This is a genomic window from uncultured Roseovarius sp., from assembly GCF_913057115.1.
Classification (GTDB): domain Bacteria; phylum Pseudomonadota; class Alphaproteobacteria; order Rhodobacterales; family Rhodobacteraceae; genus Roseovarius.
Map to the genome: position 1 here is coordinate 107,488 of NZ_CAJXNN010000005.1, position 16,436 is coordinate 123,923.

The window sequence follows — 16,436 nt, forward strand, 5'->3', positions numbered from 1 at the left end:
AGGACGCCCATGACACAGCACCCCGCTGTCAGCCCTTTCGACATCCGTGCCTTTCAGGCCGAAAACCCCAAAACGCGTGCGCGCGATGCGTCGGATGCCCTCGGCATATCCGAGGCGCAACTGGTTGCTGCCGGTGTTGGGGGCGGCACCACGCGGATCGCCGCCCATCCGGACCGGATCATTCCCGCGGCTGAGAAGCTGGGCGAGGTCATGGCGCTGACCCGCGTCGATGCTTGCGTGCATGAAAAGGTCGGGGAATACGGCAACTATCATCCCGGCGAACATGCCGCGATGACCCTGACCGAGAATATCGACCTGCGCATCTTCCCCTCGCATTGGGTGCATGCCTTCGCAGTCGAGACCGAGTCCGAGCAGGGCCCGCGTCGTTCGTTGCAGATTTTCGATGCGGCGGGCGACGCGGTGCATAAAATTCACCTGCGCGAGGCATCGAACCACGCGACATGGGCCGAAACTGTCGCCGATCTGGCGGTTGCGGATCAGGCGGACACTCAGGCCGTTGACCCGCGCAAACCCGTGGAAGCCCCGAAATCGCGGCCTGACAAACTGGACATCCTGCGCGAGGAATGGGCCAAGCTGACCGATACGCACCAGTTCCTGCGGCTGTGCTCGAAGCTCAAGATGAACCGGCTTGGTGCCTATCGAATCGCCGGCGCCCCATGGGTGCGCCAGCTTGCCCCAAAAGCCGCCGATGCGATGCTGCACGCGGTGCGCGATGCCGGGATCGAGGTGATGATCTTCGTCGGGAACCGCGGCTGTATTCAAATCCATACCGGCCCTGTTCACCAGTTGCGCCCCATGGGGCCATGGCAGAACGTGATGGACCCCGGGTTCAACCTGCATCTGCGGCTCGACAAGGTCGCCGAGATTTGGGCCGTGGAGAAGCCCACGCAGCGCGGCCCCGCCGTGTCGGTGGAGGCTTTCGACGCCGAGGGCGGGTTGATCTTCCAAGTCTTCGGCCTTGGCAAGGAAGGCCGGGATTCGCGCCCTGAATGGGGCCGGGTCGTCAAAGCACTGCCCTCGCTTGCGGAGGTTCCGGCATGAATTCTCGGATCAGCAAAACCGGAACCTATGCGGGCATATGGGCGGCGATGTTCGGGGCCTTCGTTGCCCTGACCGTCAGCGCGCAGCAAAGCGCAGAGGTGCCGAATCCGCATGCCGATGTCCTGTCGATCGGCGGCTCCGTGACGGAAATCGTCGCCGCCCTTGGACAGCAGCACCGGCTCAGGGCCCGCGACACCACCTCCAGCTATCCACCGGACGTGACCCACTTGCCGGATGTGGGCTATATGCGCTCGCTCTCGCCCGAAGGCGTGCTATCGGTCGGCCCGTCGTTGATCCTGTCCGAGGAAGGGGCAGGCCCGCCCGAGGCGCTTGAGGTGATCCGCGCGGCGGATGTCGGTTTTGTCGAAGTGCCCGACGCGCTCAGCACCGAAGGCATCCTTCGCAAGATCGAAATCATTGGCACAGCGCTTGGCGTGCCAAAGCAGGCCGACGGGCTGGCAACCGAGGTCGAAGCCGCCATGGCGGCGGCGCTGACCGATGCCAAGCGGCCAGAGGCCAAGAAGAAACGCGTGCTTTTCGTGCTGTCCACGCAAGGGGGCAAGATCAACGCCTCGGGTGCGGGTACGGCCGCCGACGCATTGATCCGAATGGCGGGGGGCGTGAACGCGATCACTGACTACGAGGGCTACAAGCAAGTCACCGATGAGGCCGTTGGCATGGCCGCCCCTGATGTGATCCTGATGATGGATCGGGGCGGTGACCATGGCGTTGCCGATGACGAACTGTTCGCCATGCCCGCGATCAAGCTGACGCCTGCCGCGCAGAGCCGCTCCGTGGTGCGCATGGACGGCTTGCTGATGCTTGGCTTCGGCCCGCGCACGGCGCAGGCCATCCGCGAACTGAACGATGCCCTTTACGGGCAGGGAAGCTGAGCCTTGGCCGCCGCGACAGATATCGAGAGTACCCCGAACGACCGGCTGTCCCGCGCCCGCGCCCTGCACTGGGGGCTGGCGGGTGCACTGGCGCTGGCCTGCATCGCGAGCCTTGAGGTCGGCGCGACAAACGTGACCCTCTCGGCGGTGCTGGCCAAGCTGGCGCAGGGCGAAGCCTTGAGCCAGATGGAGCGCGTCGTGCTATTGGATATCCGCCTGCCCCGGCTGGCGATGGGCGTGCTTGTCGGCGCGGCGCTGGCGGTATCGGGTGCGGCGATGCAGGGGCTGTTCCGCAACCCGCTGGCCGACCCCGGCATCGTCGGCGTCGGCGCGGGGGCCGGGCTGGGGGCGATCCTCGCCATCGTGCTGGGCGCACTGCTGCCTGCCTGGGTGATCGACCTGACAGGCAATCAACTCACGCCTTTCGCGGCGTTTCTGGGGGGCTGGGGATCGACGATCCTGCTTTACCGCGTTTCCACCCGCCACGGACGCACATCGGTGGCCACCATGCTCTTGGCGGGGATCGCGCTCGGGGCGCTTGCGGGTGCCCTTTCGGGCATCCTCGTCTACATTGCCGACGACCGGCAATTGCGAGACCTGACCTTCTGGGGGCTGGGGTCGCTCGCCGGGGCAAGCTGGGCCAAGGTGTTGTCCGCCGGGCCGCTGATCCTGCTCTCCATAGGTACAGCCCTGATGCTGGGCCGTGGCCTGAACGGGCTGGCGCTTGGCGAAGCGACGGCGGCCCATATCGGCATCGACGTGCAGCGCATGAAGTCCATCGCGATTTTGGCCGTCGCGGGTGCCACCGGAGCGGCGGTGGCCGTTTCCGGAGGAATCGGCTTCATTGGCATTGTCGTGCCGCACCTGTTGCGACTGGCCTCCGGCCCCGATCACCGGACGCTCCTGCTCAATTCCGCGCTGCTCGGCGCAATCCTGTTGATCCTTGCCGATGTCATCGCCCGCGTGGTCATCGCGCCCGCCGAATTGCCCATCGGTATCGTCACGGCGGTCCTTGGTGCTCCCGTCTTCCTGTGGATTCTCCTCAAACGCCGGGGGCTGGTGGAGCTATGAGCCTGATCGCTGAAAATATCCGCGTCCTTTACGGCAACCATGAAGCGCTGCGCGGGGTGAGCTTCAGCGCCTTGCCCGGCGAAGTCACCGCCATCGTCGGCCCCAATGGGTCGGGCAAATCCACATTGCTGGGGGCCATCACCGCCTCCCTGCCCTTTCAGGGTCAGGTGAGTTTGAATGGGCGCGACATCATGACAATGAAACCGTGGGAGCTTGCCGCACAACGGGCCGTCCTGCCTCAGGCCTCGCGCCTTGCCTTTCCCTTCACTGTCCTTGAAGTCGTCCGGCTTGGCCTGCAGTCGGGCACTGCAGGAGACCGGCCAGATGTCCCGATGCAGGCACTGGCCCGCGTCGGGCTGGCCCATTACGCCAATAGAACCTTTCAGGAATTGTCCGGGGGTGAGGGTCAAAGAGTCATGCTCGCCCGCGTGCTGGCACAGGTCTGGTCCCCTGTCGAAGATGGCGAGCCACGCTGGCTGCTACTGGACGAGCCGGTTTCCAGCCTCGACATCGCGCATCAACTTCAGGTGATGGAGATCGCCCGGGGCTTCGCACGGGCCGGCGGCGGCGTGATCGCCGTCATGCACGATCTGAACCTGACGGCGCTTTTTGCCGACCGCGTGGCGGTGCTGGCCGAGGGGCAAGGCCTTGCCTTCGGCCTTCCCGCAAAAGTGCTGACCGATGACACCCTGTCGCACGCCTACGGTTGCGCCTTGCGCGTCTCCGCCCCACCGCCTCCGGGGATACCCTACATCCTGCCGCACGCGGCATCCGCTTTGTCCAGCCATCCCCGCGCGACGATGCTTAACATTCGCTGACATCAAACTGAGGAGCAAAAGATGTATCTTGCCATGAACCGTTTCACCGTACCTTTGGAATACGCCGCCGAATTCGAGGAGCTTTGGCTGACCCGCGAAAGCAAGTTGCAGGACATGGATGGGTTCGTTTCCTTTCACATGCTGAAAGGCCCGGAGGAAGACGGTCGGGTTCTCTATGCCTCTCACACTCTATGGCAGAGCGAGGCGCATTTCCGCACATGGACCACAAGCGAAGAATTCCGCGCCTCGCATGCCCGCGCCGGGCAAAGCCGCAAGTTGCACGAAGGCGCACCACGCTTCGAAGGCTTCACAACGATTCAGAGAATCGACGCTCTGCAACCGGCTGCGCTTTGTTGACCAAGCCGGTGGGCAGCAGTTCGATGAATTTTCAGCCGCGCATCCAGCCTAATATTCTTGACTGAAATTATCAGATTGCTGTAAGCACGACTTAGTACCCGACTCATTTGGTCGGAATTTGTCAACGCATCACCTTGATGCCCGTCCCAGCCACCGACCACGGCAGCCCGGATGTCAGATGAAAGGAGCCATCGTGAAGACACCCGAGCGCAATACACAAAATGGCGGGCATGCGACGGCCCGCAACAGTTGGCGCGAAGTCATGCAATCCGGCGCCGACAGCGGACAGCTCGACGGGCTCGCCCTTGAGCATCTCATTGACCTTCAGCGCGAGCGCGCAAGCACATCAGGAGAGGGTCGATGAGCCTGATGCAACAGCTTCCGGACCCACAGGCCGCTGATCGGACCGACAACACCGTGACCCACGACGCGCGAGACCTTATCCCGAACGGGCACAAGGCCGATATCGTGCTGGACGGCCAGACCTACACCCTGCGCATCACCCGCGCCGGCAAATTGATATTGACCAAATGACGAAGTCACAAAAAAGCCCCGGTGCCGACGTGGTGGGCAAGCTGACCGATATCGCACCCTGGGAAGCGGAACTGGTCATGTCGATACGGTTCTGGATGGACAGCCCGCAAGGCCAGGCCGAAGTCTGGAATGGCTTTGCCCGGTGTTTTGGCGCCATCGAGGGGCGCGCGGAAATGCGCAACTTCGAAACACTCTTGACCAGCCTGTGCACCCATGCCCGCCGACCGCTTGTCAGGCATGGTCTTGGCTGCACCTGCATCGGCTCGGACGAGGCGGTATTACGCACGCTCGTGCGCGAGGCGGCACGCGGCGATCTGGCCGAGGCCAGCATGATCGCCAGCTTGCTTGTCCCGGCTCGCCATGCCGAACCGATCGCCCTGATGGCGGCGCGCGTGGGTCAGGCGATGCAGCACATGGCAAAGCGCACGCCCGCTTTGCACCCCGAGCCACCGCAAACCGAAAACCGTATCCTGCACTGACCGACATCCCAGCCAGACCGGGCCATTCGCCCGAAACACCAGCGAGGACATCATGCCCAAGGTTCCCAGCCCCTGCATCAGCGTTTGCAAGTTCAAGCGCGAAGGCCATTGCATCGGCTGCTCGATGACGAAGGCGCAGAAATCCGCCTTCAAGAAGTTGAAAAAGAACTCCCATCGCGAAGCCTTTGTCGAGCTTGTGGTCGCACAGCAGGCCGTCATGGGCCGTTACAAGCACTGGGAGCAGGCCTATGAAAAACGCTGCCGCAAGAAAAAGGTGAAACTCACGGTACTGGATGGGGGCAAAGCGGCGTGAAGGCCCAGGTTTTTCGGACATCAACGGCAAGGACAATGGATAGATGACCCAAGCCCTGCGTCAGGTTTCAGGCCAACACGCCGTCGGCACCACGCGTTACTTCAACCCGGAGTCTTTGCTCGACCACTTGCGCCACGTGGCACGGGCCAGCCGTTGCAAGGGGTATATCGACCTGTTCGGAGCCTGTGCCACCCTGTCGGGAAACCGAGCCGTTGCCACGCAGGCCGCCGCGGAAGTCCTGGTGCGATGCCTGTCCCAGGCTCTGGGCCGCCGGCCGGTTCTCTACCGCGTGGGGGAGCAAGAAACCTCGTTCGATGAAAAATGGCTGATCGCCTTGGCGTGCAGTTTGAAAAGCGGGGATGACACCAGCGCAACCTTCCTTCTGCACTCGCGCGTTCCGGTGCATGCGCGCAGGAATCTCGTTTTCCTGCTGCGCCGTGTAGCTGACAATTTTACTGGGGTTTAGAAATATTCTAAATCGCCTTGCCGATTGCTGTACTGGCCTCTAATCTATTCGGGCAAGCCAGCCATTCGCCAGCCAGCACCAAGTCATTCTGATGCAGGAGGCACCCTTGACCCAAACCGCCCAAACACTTTCCACCGATGCGACCGCGCAGATCGCCGAGGCGCTCAATCAATGCGTGGCAGAGACTGTCGTGACCACGATGCTGGCGCAGAACTTTCACTGGAACGTCACCGGCATGGCCTTTGGCCCCCTGCATGACCTTTTCCAGAAAATCTACGAAGACCACTTCATCGCGCAGGATGATCTGGCCGAGCGGATAAAGGCACTGAACACCCATGCCGAAGGCACCCTTGCCGGGATGTTGAAGCGATCGAAAGTCTCCGAGGCCGATGGCGTACCCAGTGCCGAAGACATGATCCGCATCATGAAAGAGGCACAGGAAACCCTCGCCGAAACCATCGCCGGGGCCGGGGAACTGGCCGCAAGCCATGGCGACACGCTGACCGAAGACCTGTGCATTGCACGTGGACAGACACACGAGAAATTCGCCTGGATGCTGCGCTCGCATATCGCCTGAAGCGGCAAGCACGGCACCGCGACCTGCAAGCTGATAAAGCGCACTGATTTAATCAGGTATTGAATTACGACCTGCTGGATGGTAACGAACTGCCATCCAGCAAGGGATCATTTCCCCAGCCAGACGACCAATCGGGAGATCTGAGGCTGGAAACATGCTCAAATTGAAATCAATACGTGCAGCGACCTGTCTGGCCGCTTGCTTGACGGCGACTCCTGTCCTCGCGCAAGAAGATCAGGGCGCGCATGTATCAATCGAACTCAACGCGTTGCAACCTGTCGAAGACGCTTGCCGGATCAGCTTCCTCGTCCAGAATGGACATGATCGCGACATAGAGCAGGCCGTTTACGAGGCGGTCTTGTTCGACGCGGAAGGCCGGGTTGATCGGCTGACCCTGTTCGATTTCGGCGCCCTGCCCGCTGCGCGGCCCCGTGTCCGGCAATTCGTCGTGCCCGGCCTTGCCTGCGCTTCGTTGGGCCGCCTTCTGATCAACGGGGCCGAAACCTGTGCCGGCAAAGGCGTGCCGGAAGGCGCCTGCTCCAGGGCGTTGGACCTGCGCAGCCGGACGGATGTCGAGGTGCTGGGATGATCACAACGCTTCAAGACGCACTTCTGCGCATCACCGATCTTGGCGGGCCGGTTGTTCTGCTTCTCGGCGCGCTTTCCGTACTGGTTCTCGCTGTTGTCCTGTACAAACTCTGGCAATTCTCCGCCGCCGGTGTGGGCCGTCACAAGGCCTTGCAAGATGCCATCACCGCCTGGGATGCCGGGGATCGGACAACCGCGCGGGAAAACCTCAACCGCTCGCGCAGCTATCTTGCCCCCGTGGTCGCGATGGCGCTTGATGGTCAGGACGATGCCGCCCGTCTCGAGGCCGAGGCAGAGACATGTTTCGCCCGGTTGGAAAGCGGCTTCCGGTTTCTGGACTCCGTCGCGCAGCTTGCCCCGCTCCTTGGCCTCTTCGGTACTGTGCTTGGCATGATCTCGGCCTTCCAGGCTTTGCAGGAGGCGGGCGCGCAAGTCGATCCTTCAGCCCTTGCGGGCGGGATCTGGGTCGCACTCCTGACCACGGCGGTCGGGCTGGCCGTGGCGATGCCGACATCGGTGGTGCTCAGTTGGCTCGAGTCGCGCATGGATGCCGACCGCGTTCTGGCGCAAAAGGCGCTCCGGACCATCCTTGCCCCGCAGGATTGCCGCGCCACGACGGGGCCGCAAGCGGTGCCCGCCCATGCGTAGCCGGCGACGCAGGCGCAGGCTGTCGATGACATCGCTGATCGACGTGATTTTCCTGCTGCTTCTGTTCTTCATGCTCTCGTCGAGTTTCACACGTTTCGGCGAAGTGGAATTCGCCTCAGCCGCGCCGGGCGGTGCCGCGACGGAGGCCCACCCGGTCTTCGTGACCCTCTCGGCAGCGTCGCTTGGCCTGAACGGGGTCGAGGCCGAAATGGACGATCTTCCGCAGGCCCTTGCAGGGCATCGCAACGGCGACGCGCCACTGACGGTGCTTGTCGCTGCGCGAAAGGATGTGACCGCGCAACGGCTCAGCGATCTTCTGGTCACCCTGCGCGCCCTGCCCGCGATCCGGGTGACAGTGCTGGAGGCCGCATGAAACCACGCCGCTCGAAAGTCGAACGTGAACCAACCATAGCCTTGATCAACATCGTCTTCCTGATGCTGGTCTTCTTTCTCGTCGCGGGCACGCTGGCCACCCCGCTGGACAAGGAGCTGCGCCTTGTCAGAACCGCAGATATCGAGGGCACAGCACCCGCCGATGCGCTGGTGTTGCACGCCGATGGCCGCATGACGCACCGTGGCGCCGACATCGACAGCGCATCCGCTTTCCTTGCTGATTTGCCAGAAGAGTACCGCGCGCGAGTGCGCCTTGTTCCCGACCGCGACCTGCCCGCCGCGACACTCATCGCCGTCGGGCGCGCGCTGCGCGAGGCCGGGGCGCAACACGTCGTGCTCGTGACCGAAAGGGGGTTACCATGATGCGCGGCGCGATCACGGCCAAGGTAACGGCCCTGACGGTGGCCATATGTGTTCATGGCGCCGTTGCCCTGTCACTGGCCGCCAAAGAAGATATACAAGCTGAAGGGGCGGATGGTGCCGCCGAGGTCAGGCTTGGCAACGCCTTCGCGGACATGGCGGCCGGATCATTGACAGCCACCCGTCCGGTTACCTCGAAAGCGGCACAGACGGACACTTCTGAGCGCATCCAAACGGAAACGCCAACGCCCGCGCTCCCCGAGGAACGCATAGCGGCCGCCCAAGTTGCGCGTCCCGATATGGCCGCAAGGACCAAAGCGGGCCGGACAATAACCGAGACGGAGAAAACCAACGAAACGCCGTCCACCGACGCGCCGGAGGCGCTGGCGCGTCTTGCACCGTCCGAGGCGCTCGAAGCCGCACCGCCCCCCGATCAGCTCGAAGGCTCCACGCCGCAAAGCACCGCTGTCACGCGCTCTTTGCGGCCAATGCGGCGCAGCGCCGCCTTCGAAGCCGCGCACAAGCCCGCGCAAGCCGCCAAATCGTCTCCAAGCCCCAAACCCAAGGTCCGGCAGGCCACGCCCAAGCCCGGCAACGCAAAGCGCAACGCGCGCGCCGGCGCGGCAACCGGCAAGCCCGATGCAGCCGCAAGGCAAAGCGGTACGGGCGGACGCCAGAAGGTTACCGGAAACGCCGCCGCCAGCAACTATCCCGGTCTGGTCATGCGCCGACTGTCGCGCGCGGGCAAACCACGGGTCAATGCGCGCGGCTCGGCTTTCGTCGCCTTTACCATCAGTGCCAACGGGGGCCTCTCTGCGGTATCGCTGTCGCGCAGTTCGGGGTCGTCCGCCCTCGATCAGGCCGCACTCCGATTGGTGCGCGGCGCAGGCCCCTTCCCCAAGCCGCCCCAAGGCGCACGCCGGAACTTTTCGGTGAAGATACAGGGGCGATGAGTTGCCTAAAGCGTTTCGCGAAAAAATTGCAGCACAGATTTTCACGAACGCCGTGCTCCACTCAATCGTTGCGCGCCTTCCACCTTTCTCTGATGCCTCAGGTGAATGGCGGAAGGCTTTGATCCGAAGGCGGCACGTCATTCACGGGCGATTTTCGTAACGCCTTGCATTTGATCGTGATCCCGCGCCGTCATACGGTTGCCACCGATGCAATGTTCAGCGTATCACGGCGCAAGCACTCTGCCCGGGCGAGGCCCGGCCGTAACACCGGAAGACAGCATGACGAAAACCGCTCTTATTACCGGAATCACAGGTCAAGATGGCTCTTACCTCGCCGAATTCCTCTTGGAAAAAGGCTATGAGGTGCATGGCATCAAGCGCCGCGCCTCGCTGTTCAACACCCAGCGGATTGACCATATTTTCGAAGACCCGCATGTGGAACACGCGCGTCTGAAGCTGCATTACGGCGATCTGACCGACAGCTCCAACCTCACCCGCATCCTGTCCGAGGTGCGACCCGACGAGGTTTATAACCTTGCCGCGCAAAGCCATGTGGCCGTGAGCTTCGAGTCGCCCGAATACACCGCAGATGTCGACGCCATCGGCACCCTGCGCTTGTTGGAGGCAATCCGGTTTCTGGGCATGGAAAAGACCTGCAAATTCTATCAGGCCTCGACCTCGGAACTTTATGGTTTGGTCCAGGAAACCCCGCAAACCGAAACCACCCCCTTCCACCCGCGTTCGCCTTACGCGGTGGCCAAGATGTATGCCTATTGGATCACCGTGAACTACCGCGAGGCCTACGGCATGTACGCCTGCAACGGGATCCTCTTTAACCACGAAAGCCCGCGCCGGGGCGAAACCTTCGTGACCCGCAAGATCACCCGAGGCATGGCGAATATCGCCCAAGGGCTGGAGCCCTGTCTTTACATGGGCAACATCGACGCGCTGCGTGATTGGGGCCACGCCAAGGATTACGTGCGCATGCAGTGGATGATGCTACAGCAAGAGCAGGCCGATGATTTCGTGATCGCCACCGGCAAACAGTACTCGGTGCGCGAGTTCATCACCTGGGCCGCCGAAGACCTTGGAATCACGTTGAAATTCGAAGGCGAAGGGATTGATGAGGTCGCCAAGGTGGAGGCTGTCACAGGCAACATGGCCCCCGGCCTCAAACCCGGCGACGTGGTGATGCGCATCGACCCGCGTTATTTCCGCCCCGCCGAGGTGGAAACCCTGCTGGGCGATCCGGCCAAGGCCAAGCGCGAACTTGGCTGGGTGCCCGAGATCACCGCCCGAGAGATGTGCGCCGAGATGGTCGCCGAAGACCTGCGCGCGGCGCAACGCGCCCGCATCCTGATGGATCACGGCCACGGCGCGCCCATGTCCCGCGAGGATGGCAACAGATGAGCGAAAAGCCGCGTCTTCTTCTGACCGGCGGCGGCGGCATGGTGGGGCGCAACATCCGCGCCCATCCCACCGCCGCGGGCTGGGAGGTTCTGGCCCCCACCCGTGCCGAACTTGACCTCACCCACCCGCAGGCCGTGGCCGACTATATCTCGCAAGCCAAGCCCGATCTGGTGATCCATGCGGCGGGCCGCGTGGGCGGCATCCACGCCAATATGGCCAACCCGGTCGCCTTTCTGGACGACAACACCATGATCGGGCGCAACGTGATCATGGGGGCGTGGCAGGGTGGCGTCCGTAACCTGCTCAACCTCGCCTCGACCTGCATGTATCCGCGCGAGGCGGAAAACCCGCTGCGAGAGGAGATGATCCTGACCGCACCGCTGGAACCCACCAACGAAGGCTACGCGCTGGCCAAGATCATGGCCATGCGGCTGTGCGAATACATCCGGCGCGAGGATGAAGATGCGCAGTACAAAACCTTGATTCCATGTAATCTTTACGGGCTTTACGACAGTTTCGATCCCAAGCGTTCACACCTTGTGCCGGCGATCATTCACAAGGTGCACGAGGCCCGCGAAAGCGGCGCAGAAAGCGTTGAGATTTGGGGCGATGGCACCGCCCGGCGCGAATTCATGTTCGCCGGTGATCTGGCCGATGCGGTCTGGACCGCCGCCGGGGATATGACCGCCCTGCCCGACGCCATGAACATCGGGCTGGGCCATGACCACACGATCAACGACTATTACGCCACCGTCGCGAATGTCATCGGTTGGAGCGGCGCCTTCACCCATGACCTGAGCAAACCCACCGGCATGAAGCAAAAGCTATGCTCGGTTGAGCGGCAAACCGCATGGGGTTGGAGCGCGCCCACCTCCCTGCGCGATGGCATTGCCCGCACCTATCAGCACTATCTGGAGCACTTGAGCACATGAGCGCCAAATACCCCCTCGCCACCACGACTTGGGATCAGGCGGAATATGACGCCCTGAACCGGGTGATCGCCTCCGATATGTTCTCGATGGGCCCCGAGGTGAAAGCCTATGAGGAAGAATTCGCCGCCCATTTCGGAACTAACTTTGCCGTCATGGTCAATTCGGGCAGTTCCGCGAACTTGTTGATGACGGCGGCCTTGTTCTACACCCAGAACGACAAGCTGAAGCTACAGCCGGGCGACGAGGTGATCGTGCCTGCGGTCAGCTGGTCGACGACCTATTACCCGCTGGGTCAGTATGGCTTGCGGATGAAGTTCGTGGATATCGACGCGGGCACGCTCAACTATGACCTGGACGCGCTGCGCGAGGCGGTCACCGATAAAACCCGCGCGATCATGGTGGTGAACCTGCTTGGAAACCCCAATGATTTCAAAGTTATAGACGAGATCATCGCAGGCCGTGACATCGTGGTGATCGAAGACAACTGCGAATCCATGGGGGCCACTTTCGAGGGCAAACAGGCGGGCACCTTCGGGGTTATGGGCAGCTATTCGTCCTTCTTTTCCCACCATATCTCCACCATGGAAGGCGGCATGGTGGTGACCGACGACGAGGAACTTTATCACGTCATGCTGTCGCTGCGCGCCCATGGCTGGACGCGCAACCTGCCGAAAGAAAACCACGTCACCGGCACCAAAAGCGACGATCCGTTTTACGAAAGCTTCCGCTTCGTGCTGCCGGGCTACAACCTGAGGCCGTTGGAGATGTCCGGGGCCTTGGGGCGTGAACAAATCCGCAAACTGCCCGGGTTGATCGAAGGCCGCCGTGCCAATGGCGCATTGGTGCAAGAGCACCTGTCAAATCACCGCCTGTTTACCATCCAACAGGAAATCGGCCAATCAAGCTGGTTTGGCTTCTCGCTGGTCCTGCGCCCCGAGGCAGGCCTTGAACGAAAGGATTTCGTGGCGCAACTGGTCGAAGAGGGCTTTGAATGTCGCCCCATCGTGGCGGGCAACTTCGCGCGCAGCGAAGTCATGCGGTTCTTCCCGCATGACATCCACGGCGATTTGCCGAATGCCGATTACATCGACGCAAACGGCCTTTTCATTGGCAATCACCACTATCCGATCGCCGAGGCGGTCGAGGTGCTGACAAGGCTCTAAATCCCGGCCCCCGGCCCCGTTTGCCGGAACCTGATGGCAAAACCCGTTCCGATCCCGCCATCCGCGTCCCGTTCCTCGACCACGATCTGGCGTGGGATGCGGATGACCGGGCGACGCGCCTCGTCACCGGGCCGCCATTGCCTTTCGCTCAACACGCAAGGCGCTTCCAGCCCGCCATATTGCGCCGCGGGCGGCACTTCGCGCAGGAATGTCAGGCCCCGCACGGCGGCTTCATCGCCGATATAGACGCTGCCGGTGCCAAGAACCTTGCGCGCGACACCGCGTGTCATGACCGCTTGCTGACGGCTTTGCGCAAAGACCCCACAGATCAGGGTTTGCCCCGCCTGCTCCCGGCTTTCAACGGCAAGGGTCAACCCCCCGCCCGAACTGTAGGTGCCCCCGCCAAGCGCCGGGTTTGGCCCCAGCGTGGTCATCCCGGCCGGTTGAACAGTGGTGCAGGCCGCCAGCCCGAAGGCCAAAACGCCGCTTGCGATGGTGAATGTCTTCATGGTCAATCTTCCGTCAATGGCTGTTGCGCTGTCCCAAGCCCGCGACGTTTATGACCCCCGGGATCAAGCCTTTGTCTTGCCCCCGGCAAACTCCGCCGTTTCCTTGAGTATCTCAGGATACCATTTTTCCAGCGTCGGCAAAAACGCCTCCCGCAGGGTGCCCACCTGCTCAGGCGTCAGTTCCTCTTTCCAGCCACCGGCCTTGCCCTTGGCGAAGAAAGATTTCATCCCTTCGGGCCGCTCGCGGAAACCATGCTCCTCTTCCTGTTTTTTCAGGGACTCGAAGCTGGTTGCCTTGATGGCATGGGCAAGCTTGGGCTTATCCACTTTGACCTTGAGGAATTTCTCCAAAAGCTGACGAACCGTCGGCCCAGTCTTGGCCAGCATATCCTCGTAGCGGATGATGTAGGATGACAAGCCGTTGACGGTTGTCCACGAATTTACATGGTCCCCCCACGCGCCAATGGCCTCGTACATGCCCTTGGTAGAATGCATGACATTGCTCGGGTTCATCATCCGTTCGATTGCCTCGTCGATGTCGCAACTCATGTGGCGGGCGAAACTTGGCGCCACATCGAAGGGGTTTCGCATGATGTAAATACCCGCCGCCGTCACCTCGGAGGGGAGCAATTCCGTGTCATACAAAACAATCGGCGCACAGTGTGTCTTTACGAAGTGGTGGCCGTTTTTCGAGGCAGCCATCAGGCGCAAGGCCTGCACACGGTACTTGAGCCAATCGTCAAGGTCCTCACCGTGGAACTTGCCACGTGACGCGCGCACATAGAAATCGCGACGAACGTCGCCCAGGGTAAATTCGTTCAGGCGATTGAGATCAACCGACCCCTTGGGCATGAAGTAATGCGCCAGCAATGTGCGCATCCATGTATTGCCGGATTTCGGATAGCTTGCCAGCCAGATAATGCGATGCAGATCATTCATTCCAATACCCGTATTTCTTCATGGCCCGTTTGTTCACTTGTCGAATCTTCTTGACCAATTCCGGCGCGAGGTCGTCCTTCCACTGCCCGCTTTCACCTTTGGTGAAAAAGGCTTCGCTATTGGGGGGGCGCTCCACGAAACCCGTCTCGCTTTCCTGCTTCTGAAGCTCCTTGAAGCTGGCATGCCGAATGGCTTTCCTGAGCCGCTCCGGGTCCGGCTCCATCCCGAAATGCCGAATGACCTTGCCAAAGGACTCCTCGGGGTCTGACAGCATGTCTTCGTACTTCAAGATCAACGTGGGATAGGGCGCAAAGCCGGTCCAGCTGTCCACGTGTTCCTGCCACGACCCAAGAAATTGCGGCACATGCCCGTCTGTCGAGCTGATGCCGTTTTCCGAGCGGCAAAGCGCCTCGGCAGCATCTGCATTGGTTTGACCGTAGTGGCGTGCGTAGCTCAGCACAACATCCAGCGGATTACGCATCACGTAAATGGCCGAGCGCGTCAGATGCGGCGGGATAAGCGGAATACCCCAGCCCACGGCGCGGCGATTGTGGGTTTTGACAAGGTTGACATCGGCCCCGCTGGCCATGAAGGACAGCAGGACACGTTCACGATACTGAACGCTTGCCGCGGCATCGGAGGTATCCAGCCTGCCACCCGACACTTCCTTGTAATACCGTGCGGCGGAATCGCTCAGGGTGAACCTGTAAGCCTTGTTGATTGGCAGAGGTTCGTCTTGGTTGGCAAGGTAGTTGGCAAGGAAAATCCGCAGCCAAGTATTCCCGGATTTCGGGTAAGACGCCAGCCAGACGATGCTTTTCTTTCCAGACGGGTTCACGACGTCACCTCCGAACAGCCCACGGATACCCCTCGTTTATACGAGGTGATGGCTGGATGAAATATCGTTCCTGACAAAAAAAGAAGGAGCGGGCCAAGGCCCGCTCCTTCCGGAACAATAATCTCGAGAAGAGATTAGAAGTTCAGGGTGATCGCAGTACCGATCATCTGACCTTCGACGTCGGTACAACCGGCACCGGCACAGCCTTTGTCGTCGCCATCGTAGTGGATCGCGAATACGTCCCAAGCAACGCCCGGTCCAAGATCCCGCGATGCACCGATGCGGTATGCAGTCGATTCAACGTCAGCACCGGCAGTGGTCGTGCTAACTGCTTTGTTGTCTTGCATGATGTAGTCCGCACCGAAGGTCCAGACACCGGTGTTGTAGGTCGCGCCCAGCGTCAGGTGAGTCGAGTCACCTGCGGCGGTACCTGCAATGTCACCATCCACTTCGGCGTAGTTCATGCCAACGGTGAAGGCGTCAAAGCCAACGTTCACACCAACGCCCCAGTTGCTGGGATCAATGGAAGTGCCGGCAGGAACCAAGGCAGCGATTGCACCGCCACCAACCAATTCAGCTTGCTGGTAGTGCGCGTGCAGACCGAGGTCCACGGTGCCCAGCGACTGGTTGTAGTCCGCCGAGACGCCCCAAACGTCATTGGTTTGGTTTGCAGCATTGCGGTCGATGGGGCCGGAGTTGGCCGAGTTACCACCGACGGTCGACGGCGTGTAGCTCAGACCCAGTGTGAAGCCGTTGAAGCTCGGGGTGATGTAGTTGATCTTCATCGAGTCACCCGAGAAGTCGGGGTGAGCGGTCGGGAAGATCGCGCCAGTACCACCCGAGATCGTAGCTGCGGTAACAAGCGGGAAGAAGCCCGACATTGTGCCCGAGTCGATGCCGATCGAACCAACACCGGGGGTCTGGAAGCTGTTGTTGTAGGTCACAGCGTTCAGGTTACCGATCTGGATGGTGCCCAGAGTGTCGCCCGAGATGGTCATGAAGGTGTGGTCGATCTGGTTACCGGCGGTCGACTGGCCTTCCAGCTCAACGAGGGCGCTGAAGGTCAGGCCGTTGTCGAGGGTGATCGACGGTGCGAAATCGATTTCGGCGTCGGTGCGGAAGTTCAGGCCGTC

At 61.6% G+C, this 16,436-nt stretch carries 23 protein-coding genes; 19 read left to right on the top strand and 4 right to left on the bottom strand.

The features are described 5' to 3' along the window. The first annotated feature begins 9 nt into the window (after positions 1–9). The 19 genes from QZ498_RS03945 (at position 10) to QZ498_RS04035 (ending at position 13,017) form a co-directional block, all read left to right on the top strand. On the top strand, positions 10–1,062 hold the full coding sequence (locus QZ498_RS03945; protein WP_294620432.1) for a ChuX/HutX family heme-like substrate-binding protein: 1,053 nt from the start codon (positions 10–12) through the stop codon (positions 1,060–1,062). Then, complete coding sequence (locus QZ498_RS03950) at positions 1,059–1,955, top strand: hemin ABC transporter substrate-binding protein (RefSeq protein WP_294620433.1); 897 nt, start codon at positions 1,059–1,061, stop codon at positions 1,953–1,955. Before QZ498_RS03945 ends, QZ498_RS03950 begins: the two co-directional genes overlap by 4 nt. A gap of 45 nt (positions 1,956–2,000) precedes the next feature. Beyond that, positions 2,001–3,026 (top strand): iron ABC transporter permease, encoded by a 1,026-nt coding sequence (locus tag QZ498_RS03955; RefSeq protein ID WP_294620458.1) that lies wholly within the window; start codon positions 2,001–2,003, stop codon positions 3,024–3,026. Then, complete coding sequence (locus QZ498_RS03960) at positions 3,023–3,844, top strand: heme ABC transporter ATP-binding protein (RefSeq protein WP_294620434.1); 822 nt, start codon at positions 3,023–3,025, stop codon at positions 3,842–3,844. Before QZ498_RS03955 ends, QZ498_RS03960 begins: the two co-directional genes overlap by 4 nt. Positions 3,845–3,865: 21 nt before the next feature. Beyond that, a complete protein-coding gene (locus tag QZ498_RS03965; RefSeq protein WP_294620435.1) occupies positions 3,866–4,201 on the top strand; it encodes an antibiotic biosynthesis monooxygenase in 336 nt (111 codons plus the stop codon). Between the two features lie 178 nt (positions 4,202–4,379). Continuing rightward, the gene (locus QZ498_RS03970) at positions 4,380–4,565 is read left to right on the top strand and encodes a hypothetical protein (protein ID WP_294620436.1); all 186 of its coding nucleotides are present in this window, start codon (positions 4,380–4,382) and stop codon (positions 4,563–4,565) included. Continuing rightward, on the top strand, positions 4,562–4,735 hold the full coding sequence (locus QZ498_RS03975) for a hemin uptake protein HemP (RefSeq protein ID WP_294620437.1): 174 nt from the start codon (positions 4,562–4,564) through the stop codon (positions 4,733–4,735). Before QZ498_RS03970 ends, QZ498_RS03975 begins: the two co-directional genes overlap by 4 nt. After that, the gene (locus QZ498_RS03980) at positions 4,732–5,214 is read left to right on the top strand and encodes a hypothetical protein (RefSeq protein WP_294620438.1); all 483 of its coding nucleotides are present in this window, start codon (positions 4,732–4,734) and stop codon (positions 5,212–5,214) included. The genes QZ498_RS03975 and QZ498_RS03980 overlap by 4 nt, the downstream gene beginning before the upstream one ends. Positions 5,215–5,266: 52 nt before the next feature. Beyond that, the gene (locus tag QZ498_RS03985; RefSeq protein WP_294620439.1) at positions 5,267–5,527 is read left to right on the top strand and encodes a DUF1289 domain-containing protein; all 261 of its coding nucleotides are present in this window, start codon (positions 5,267–5,269) and stop codon (positions 5,525–5,527) included. 43 nt (positions 5,528–5,570) lie between these two features. Then, on the top strand, positions 5,571–5,993 hold the full coding sequence (locus tag QZ498_RS03990; protein ID WP_294620440.1) for a hypothetical protein: 423 nt from the start codon (positions 5,571–5,573) through the stop codon (positions 5,991–5,993). Between the two features lie 106 nt (positions 5,994–6,099). Further along, complete coding sequence (locus tag QZ498_RS03995) at positions 6,100–6,570, top strand: DNA starvation/stationary phase protection protein (protein ID WP_294620441.1); 471 nt, start codon at positions 6,100–6,102, stop codon at positions 6,568–6,570. A 202-nt stretch (positions 6,571–6,772) separates the two neighbouring features. After that, the gene (locus QZ498_RS04000; RefSeq protein ID WP_294620442.1) at positions 6,773–7,159 is read left to right on the top strand and encodes a hypothetical protein; all 387 of its coding nucleotides are present in this window, start codon (positions 6,773–6,775) and stop codon (positions 7,157–7,159) included. After that, entirely contained in the window at positions 7,156–7,806 is a 651-nt protein-coding gene (locus tag QZ498_RS04005) for a MotA/TolQ/ExbB proton channel family protein (protein WP_294620443.1), read from the top strand. The genes QZ498_RS04000 and QZ498_RS04005 overlap by 4 nt, the downstream gene beginning before the upstream one ends. Beyond that, the gene (locus QZ498_RS04010) at positions 7,799–8,179 is read left to right on the top strand and encodes a biopolymer transporter ExbD (protein ID WP_294620444.1); all 381 of its coding nucleotides are present in this window, start codon (positions 7,799–7,801) and stop codon (positions 8,177–8,179) included. Before QZ498_RS04005 ends, QZ498_RS04010 begins: the two co-directional genes overlap by 8 nt. Then, a complete protein-coding gene (locus QZ498_RS04015) occupies positions 8,176–8,562 on the top strand; it encodes a biopolymer transporter ExbD (protein ID WP_294620445.1) in 387 nt (128 codons plus the stop codon). The genes QZ498_RS04010 and QZ498_RS04015 overlap by 4 nt, the downstream gene beginning before the upstream one ends. Further along, positions 8,559–9,512, top strand: a complete 954-nt coding sequence (locus QZ498_RS04020; protein ID WP_294620446.1) for an energy transducer TonB — start codon at positions 8,559–8,561, stop codon at positions 9,510–9,512. The genes QZ498_RS04015 and QZ498_RS04020 overlap by 4 nt, the downstream gene beginning before the upstream one ends. Before the next feature lie 279 nt (positions 9,513–9,791). Next, positions 9,792–10,922, top strand: coding sequence for a GDP-mannose 4,6-dehydratase (gene gmd, locus QZ498_RS04025; protein WP_294620447.1), 1,131 nt, complete (start codon positions 9,792–9,794; stop codon positions 10,920–10,922). Then, complete coding sequence (locus tag QZ498_RS04030; RefSeq protein ID WP_294620448.1) at positions 10,919–11,854, top strand: GDP-L-fucose synthase; 936 nt, start codon at positions 10,919–10,921, stop codon at positions 11,852–11,854. Before gmd ends, QZ498_RS04030 begins: the two co-directional genes overlap by 4 nt. Next, positions 11,851–13,017: a DegT/DnrJ/EryC1/StrS aminotransferase family protein gene (locus QZ498_RS04035; RefSeq protein WP_294620449.1), complete on the top strand. Its 1,167-nt coding sequence runs from the start codon at positions 11,851–11,853 to the stop codon at positions 13,015–13,017. The genes QZ498_RS04030 and QZ498_RS04035 overlap by 4 nt, the downstream gene beginning before the upstream one ends. Here the strand turns inward: QZ498_RS04035 and QZ498_RS04040 are convergent. From QZ498_RS04040 to QZ498_RS04055, 4 genes are all read right to left on the bottom strand, one after another. Beyond that, positions 13,014–13,526 carry a hypothetical protein gene (locus QZ498_RS04040; RefSeq protein ID WP_294620450.1) on the bottom strand — a complete coding sequence of 171 codons (513 nt, stop codon included), beginning with the start codon at positions 13,524–13,526 and terminating at the stop codon, positions 13,014–13,016. The two genes, QZ498_RS04035 and QZ498_RS04040, sit on opposite strands and share 4 nt — an antisense overlap. A gap of 63 nt (positions 13,527–13,589) precedes the next feature. Further along, complete coding sequence (locus QZ498_RS04045) at positions 13,590–14,465, bottom strand: sulfotransferase domain-containing protein (RefSeq protein WP_294620451.1); 876 nt, start codon at positions 14,463–14,465, stop codon at positions 13,590–13,592. After that, positions 14,458–15,303: a sulfotransferase domain-containing protein gene (locus QZ498_RS04050; protein WP_294620452.1), complete on the bottom strand. Its 846-nt coding sequence runs from the start codon at positions 15,301–15,303 to the stop codon at positions 14,458–14,460. The genes QZ498_RS04045 and QZ498_RS04050 overlap by 8 nt, the downstream gene beginning before the upstream one ends. A gap of 134 nt (positions 15,304–15,437) precedes the next feature. Next, positions 15,438–16,436 (bottom strand): porin (locus QZ498_RS04055; RefSeq protein WP_294620453.1); only part of this gene is annotated, 999 nt, incomplete at its 5' end.

Bases quoted from the DNA above. Each gene is read 5' to 3' on its own strand.
- QZ498_RS03990 (WP_294620440.1), top strand. From the start codon at position 5,571: ATGACCCAAGCCCTGCGTCAGGTTTCAGGCCAACACGCCGTCGGCACC.
- QZ498_RS03975 (WP_294620437.1), top strand. From the start codon at position 4,562: ATGAGCCTGATGCAACAGCTTCCGGACCCACAGGCCGCTGATCGGACC.
- QZ498_RS03950 (WP_294620433.1), top strand. From the start codon at position 1,059: ATGAATTCTCGGATCAGCAAAACCGGAACCTATGCGGGCATATGGGCG.
- QZ498_RS03960 (WP_294620434.1), top strand. From the start codon at position 3,023: ATGAGCCTGATCGCTGAAAATATCCGCGTCCTTTACGGCAACCATGAA.
- QZ498_RS03985 (WP_294620439.1), top strand. From the start codon at position 5,267: ATGCCCAAGGTTCCCAGCCCCTGCATCAGCGTTTGCAAGTTCAAGCGC.
- QZ498_RS04040 (WP_294620450.1), bottom strand. From the start codon at position 13,526: ATGAAGACATTCACCATCGCAAGCGGCGTTTTGGCCTTCGGGCTGGCG.
- QZ498_RS04035 (WP_294620449.1), top strand. From the start codon at position 11,851: ATGAGCGCCAAATACCCCCTCGCCACCACGACTTGGGATCAGGCGGAA.
- QZ498_RS03970 (WP_294620436.1), top strand. From the start codon at position 4,380: ATGAAAGGAGCCATCGTGAAGACACCCGAGCGCAATACACAAAATGGC.
- QZ498_RS04015 (WP_294620445.1), top strand. From the start codon at position 8,176: ATGAAACCACGCCGCTCGAAAGTCGAACGTGAACCAACCATAGCCTTG.
- QZ498_RS03965 (WP_294620435.1), top strand. From the start codon at position 3,866: ATGTATCTTGCCATGAACCGTTTCACCGTACCTTTGGAATACGCCGCC.
- QZ498_RS04005 (WP_294620443.1), top strand. From the start codon at position 7,156: ATGATCACAACGCTTCAAGACGCACTTCTGCGCATCACCGATCTTGGC.
- QZ498_RS04010 (WP_294620444.1), top strand. From the start codon at position 7,799: ATGCGTAGCCGGCGACGCAGGCGCAGGCTGTCGATGACATCGCTGATC.
- QZ498_RS03945 (WP_294620432.1), top strand. From the start codon at position 10: ATGACACAGCACCCCGCTGTCAGCCCTTTCGACATCCGTGCCTTTCAG.
- QZ498_RS04045 (WP_294620451.1), bottom strand. From the start codon at position 14,465: ATGAATGATCTGCATCGCATTATCTGGCTGGCAAGCTATCCGAAATCC.
- QZ498_RS04020 (WP_294620446.1), top strand. From the start codon at position 8,559: ATGATGCGCGGCGCGATCACGGCCAAGGTAACGGCCCTGACGGTGGCC.
- gmd (WP_294620447.1), top strand. From the start codon at position 9,792: ATGACGAAAACCGCTCTTATTACCGGAATCACAGGTCAAGATGGCTCT.
- QZ498_RS04030 (WP_294620448.1), top strand. From the start codon at position 10,919: ATGAGCGAAAAGCCGCGTCTTCTTCTGACCGGCGGCGGCGGCATGGTG.
- QZ498_RS03980 (WP_294620438.1), top strand. From the start codon at position 4,732: ATGACGAAGTCACAAAAAAGCCCCGGTGCCGACGTGGTGGGCAAGCTG.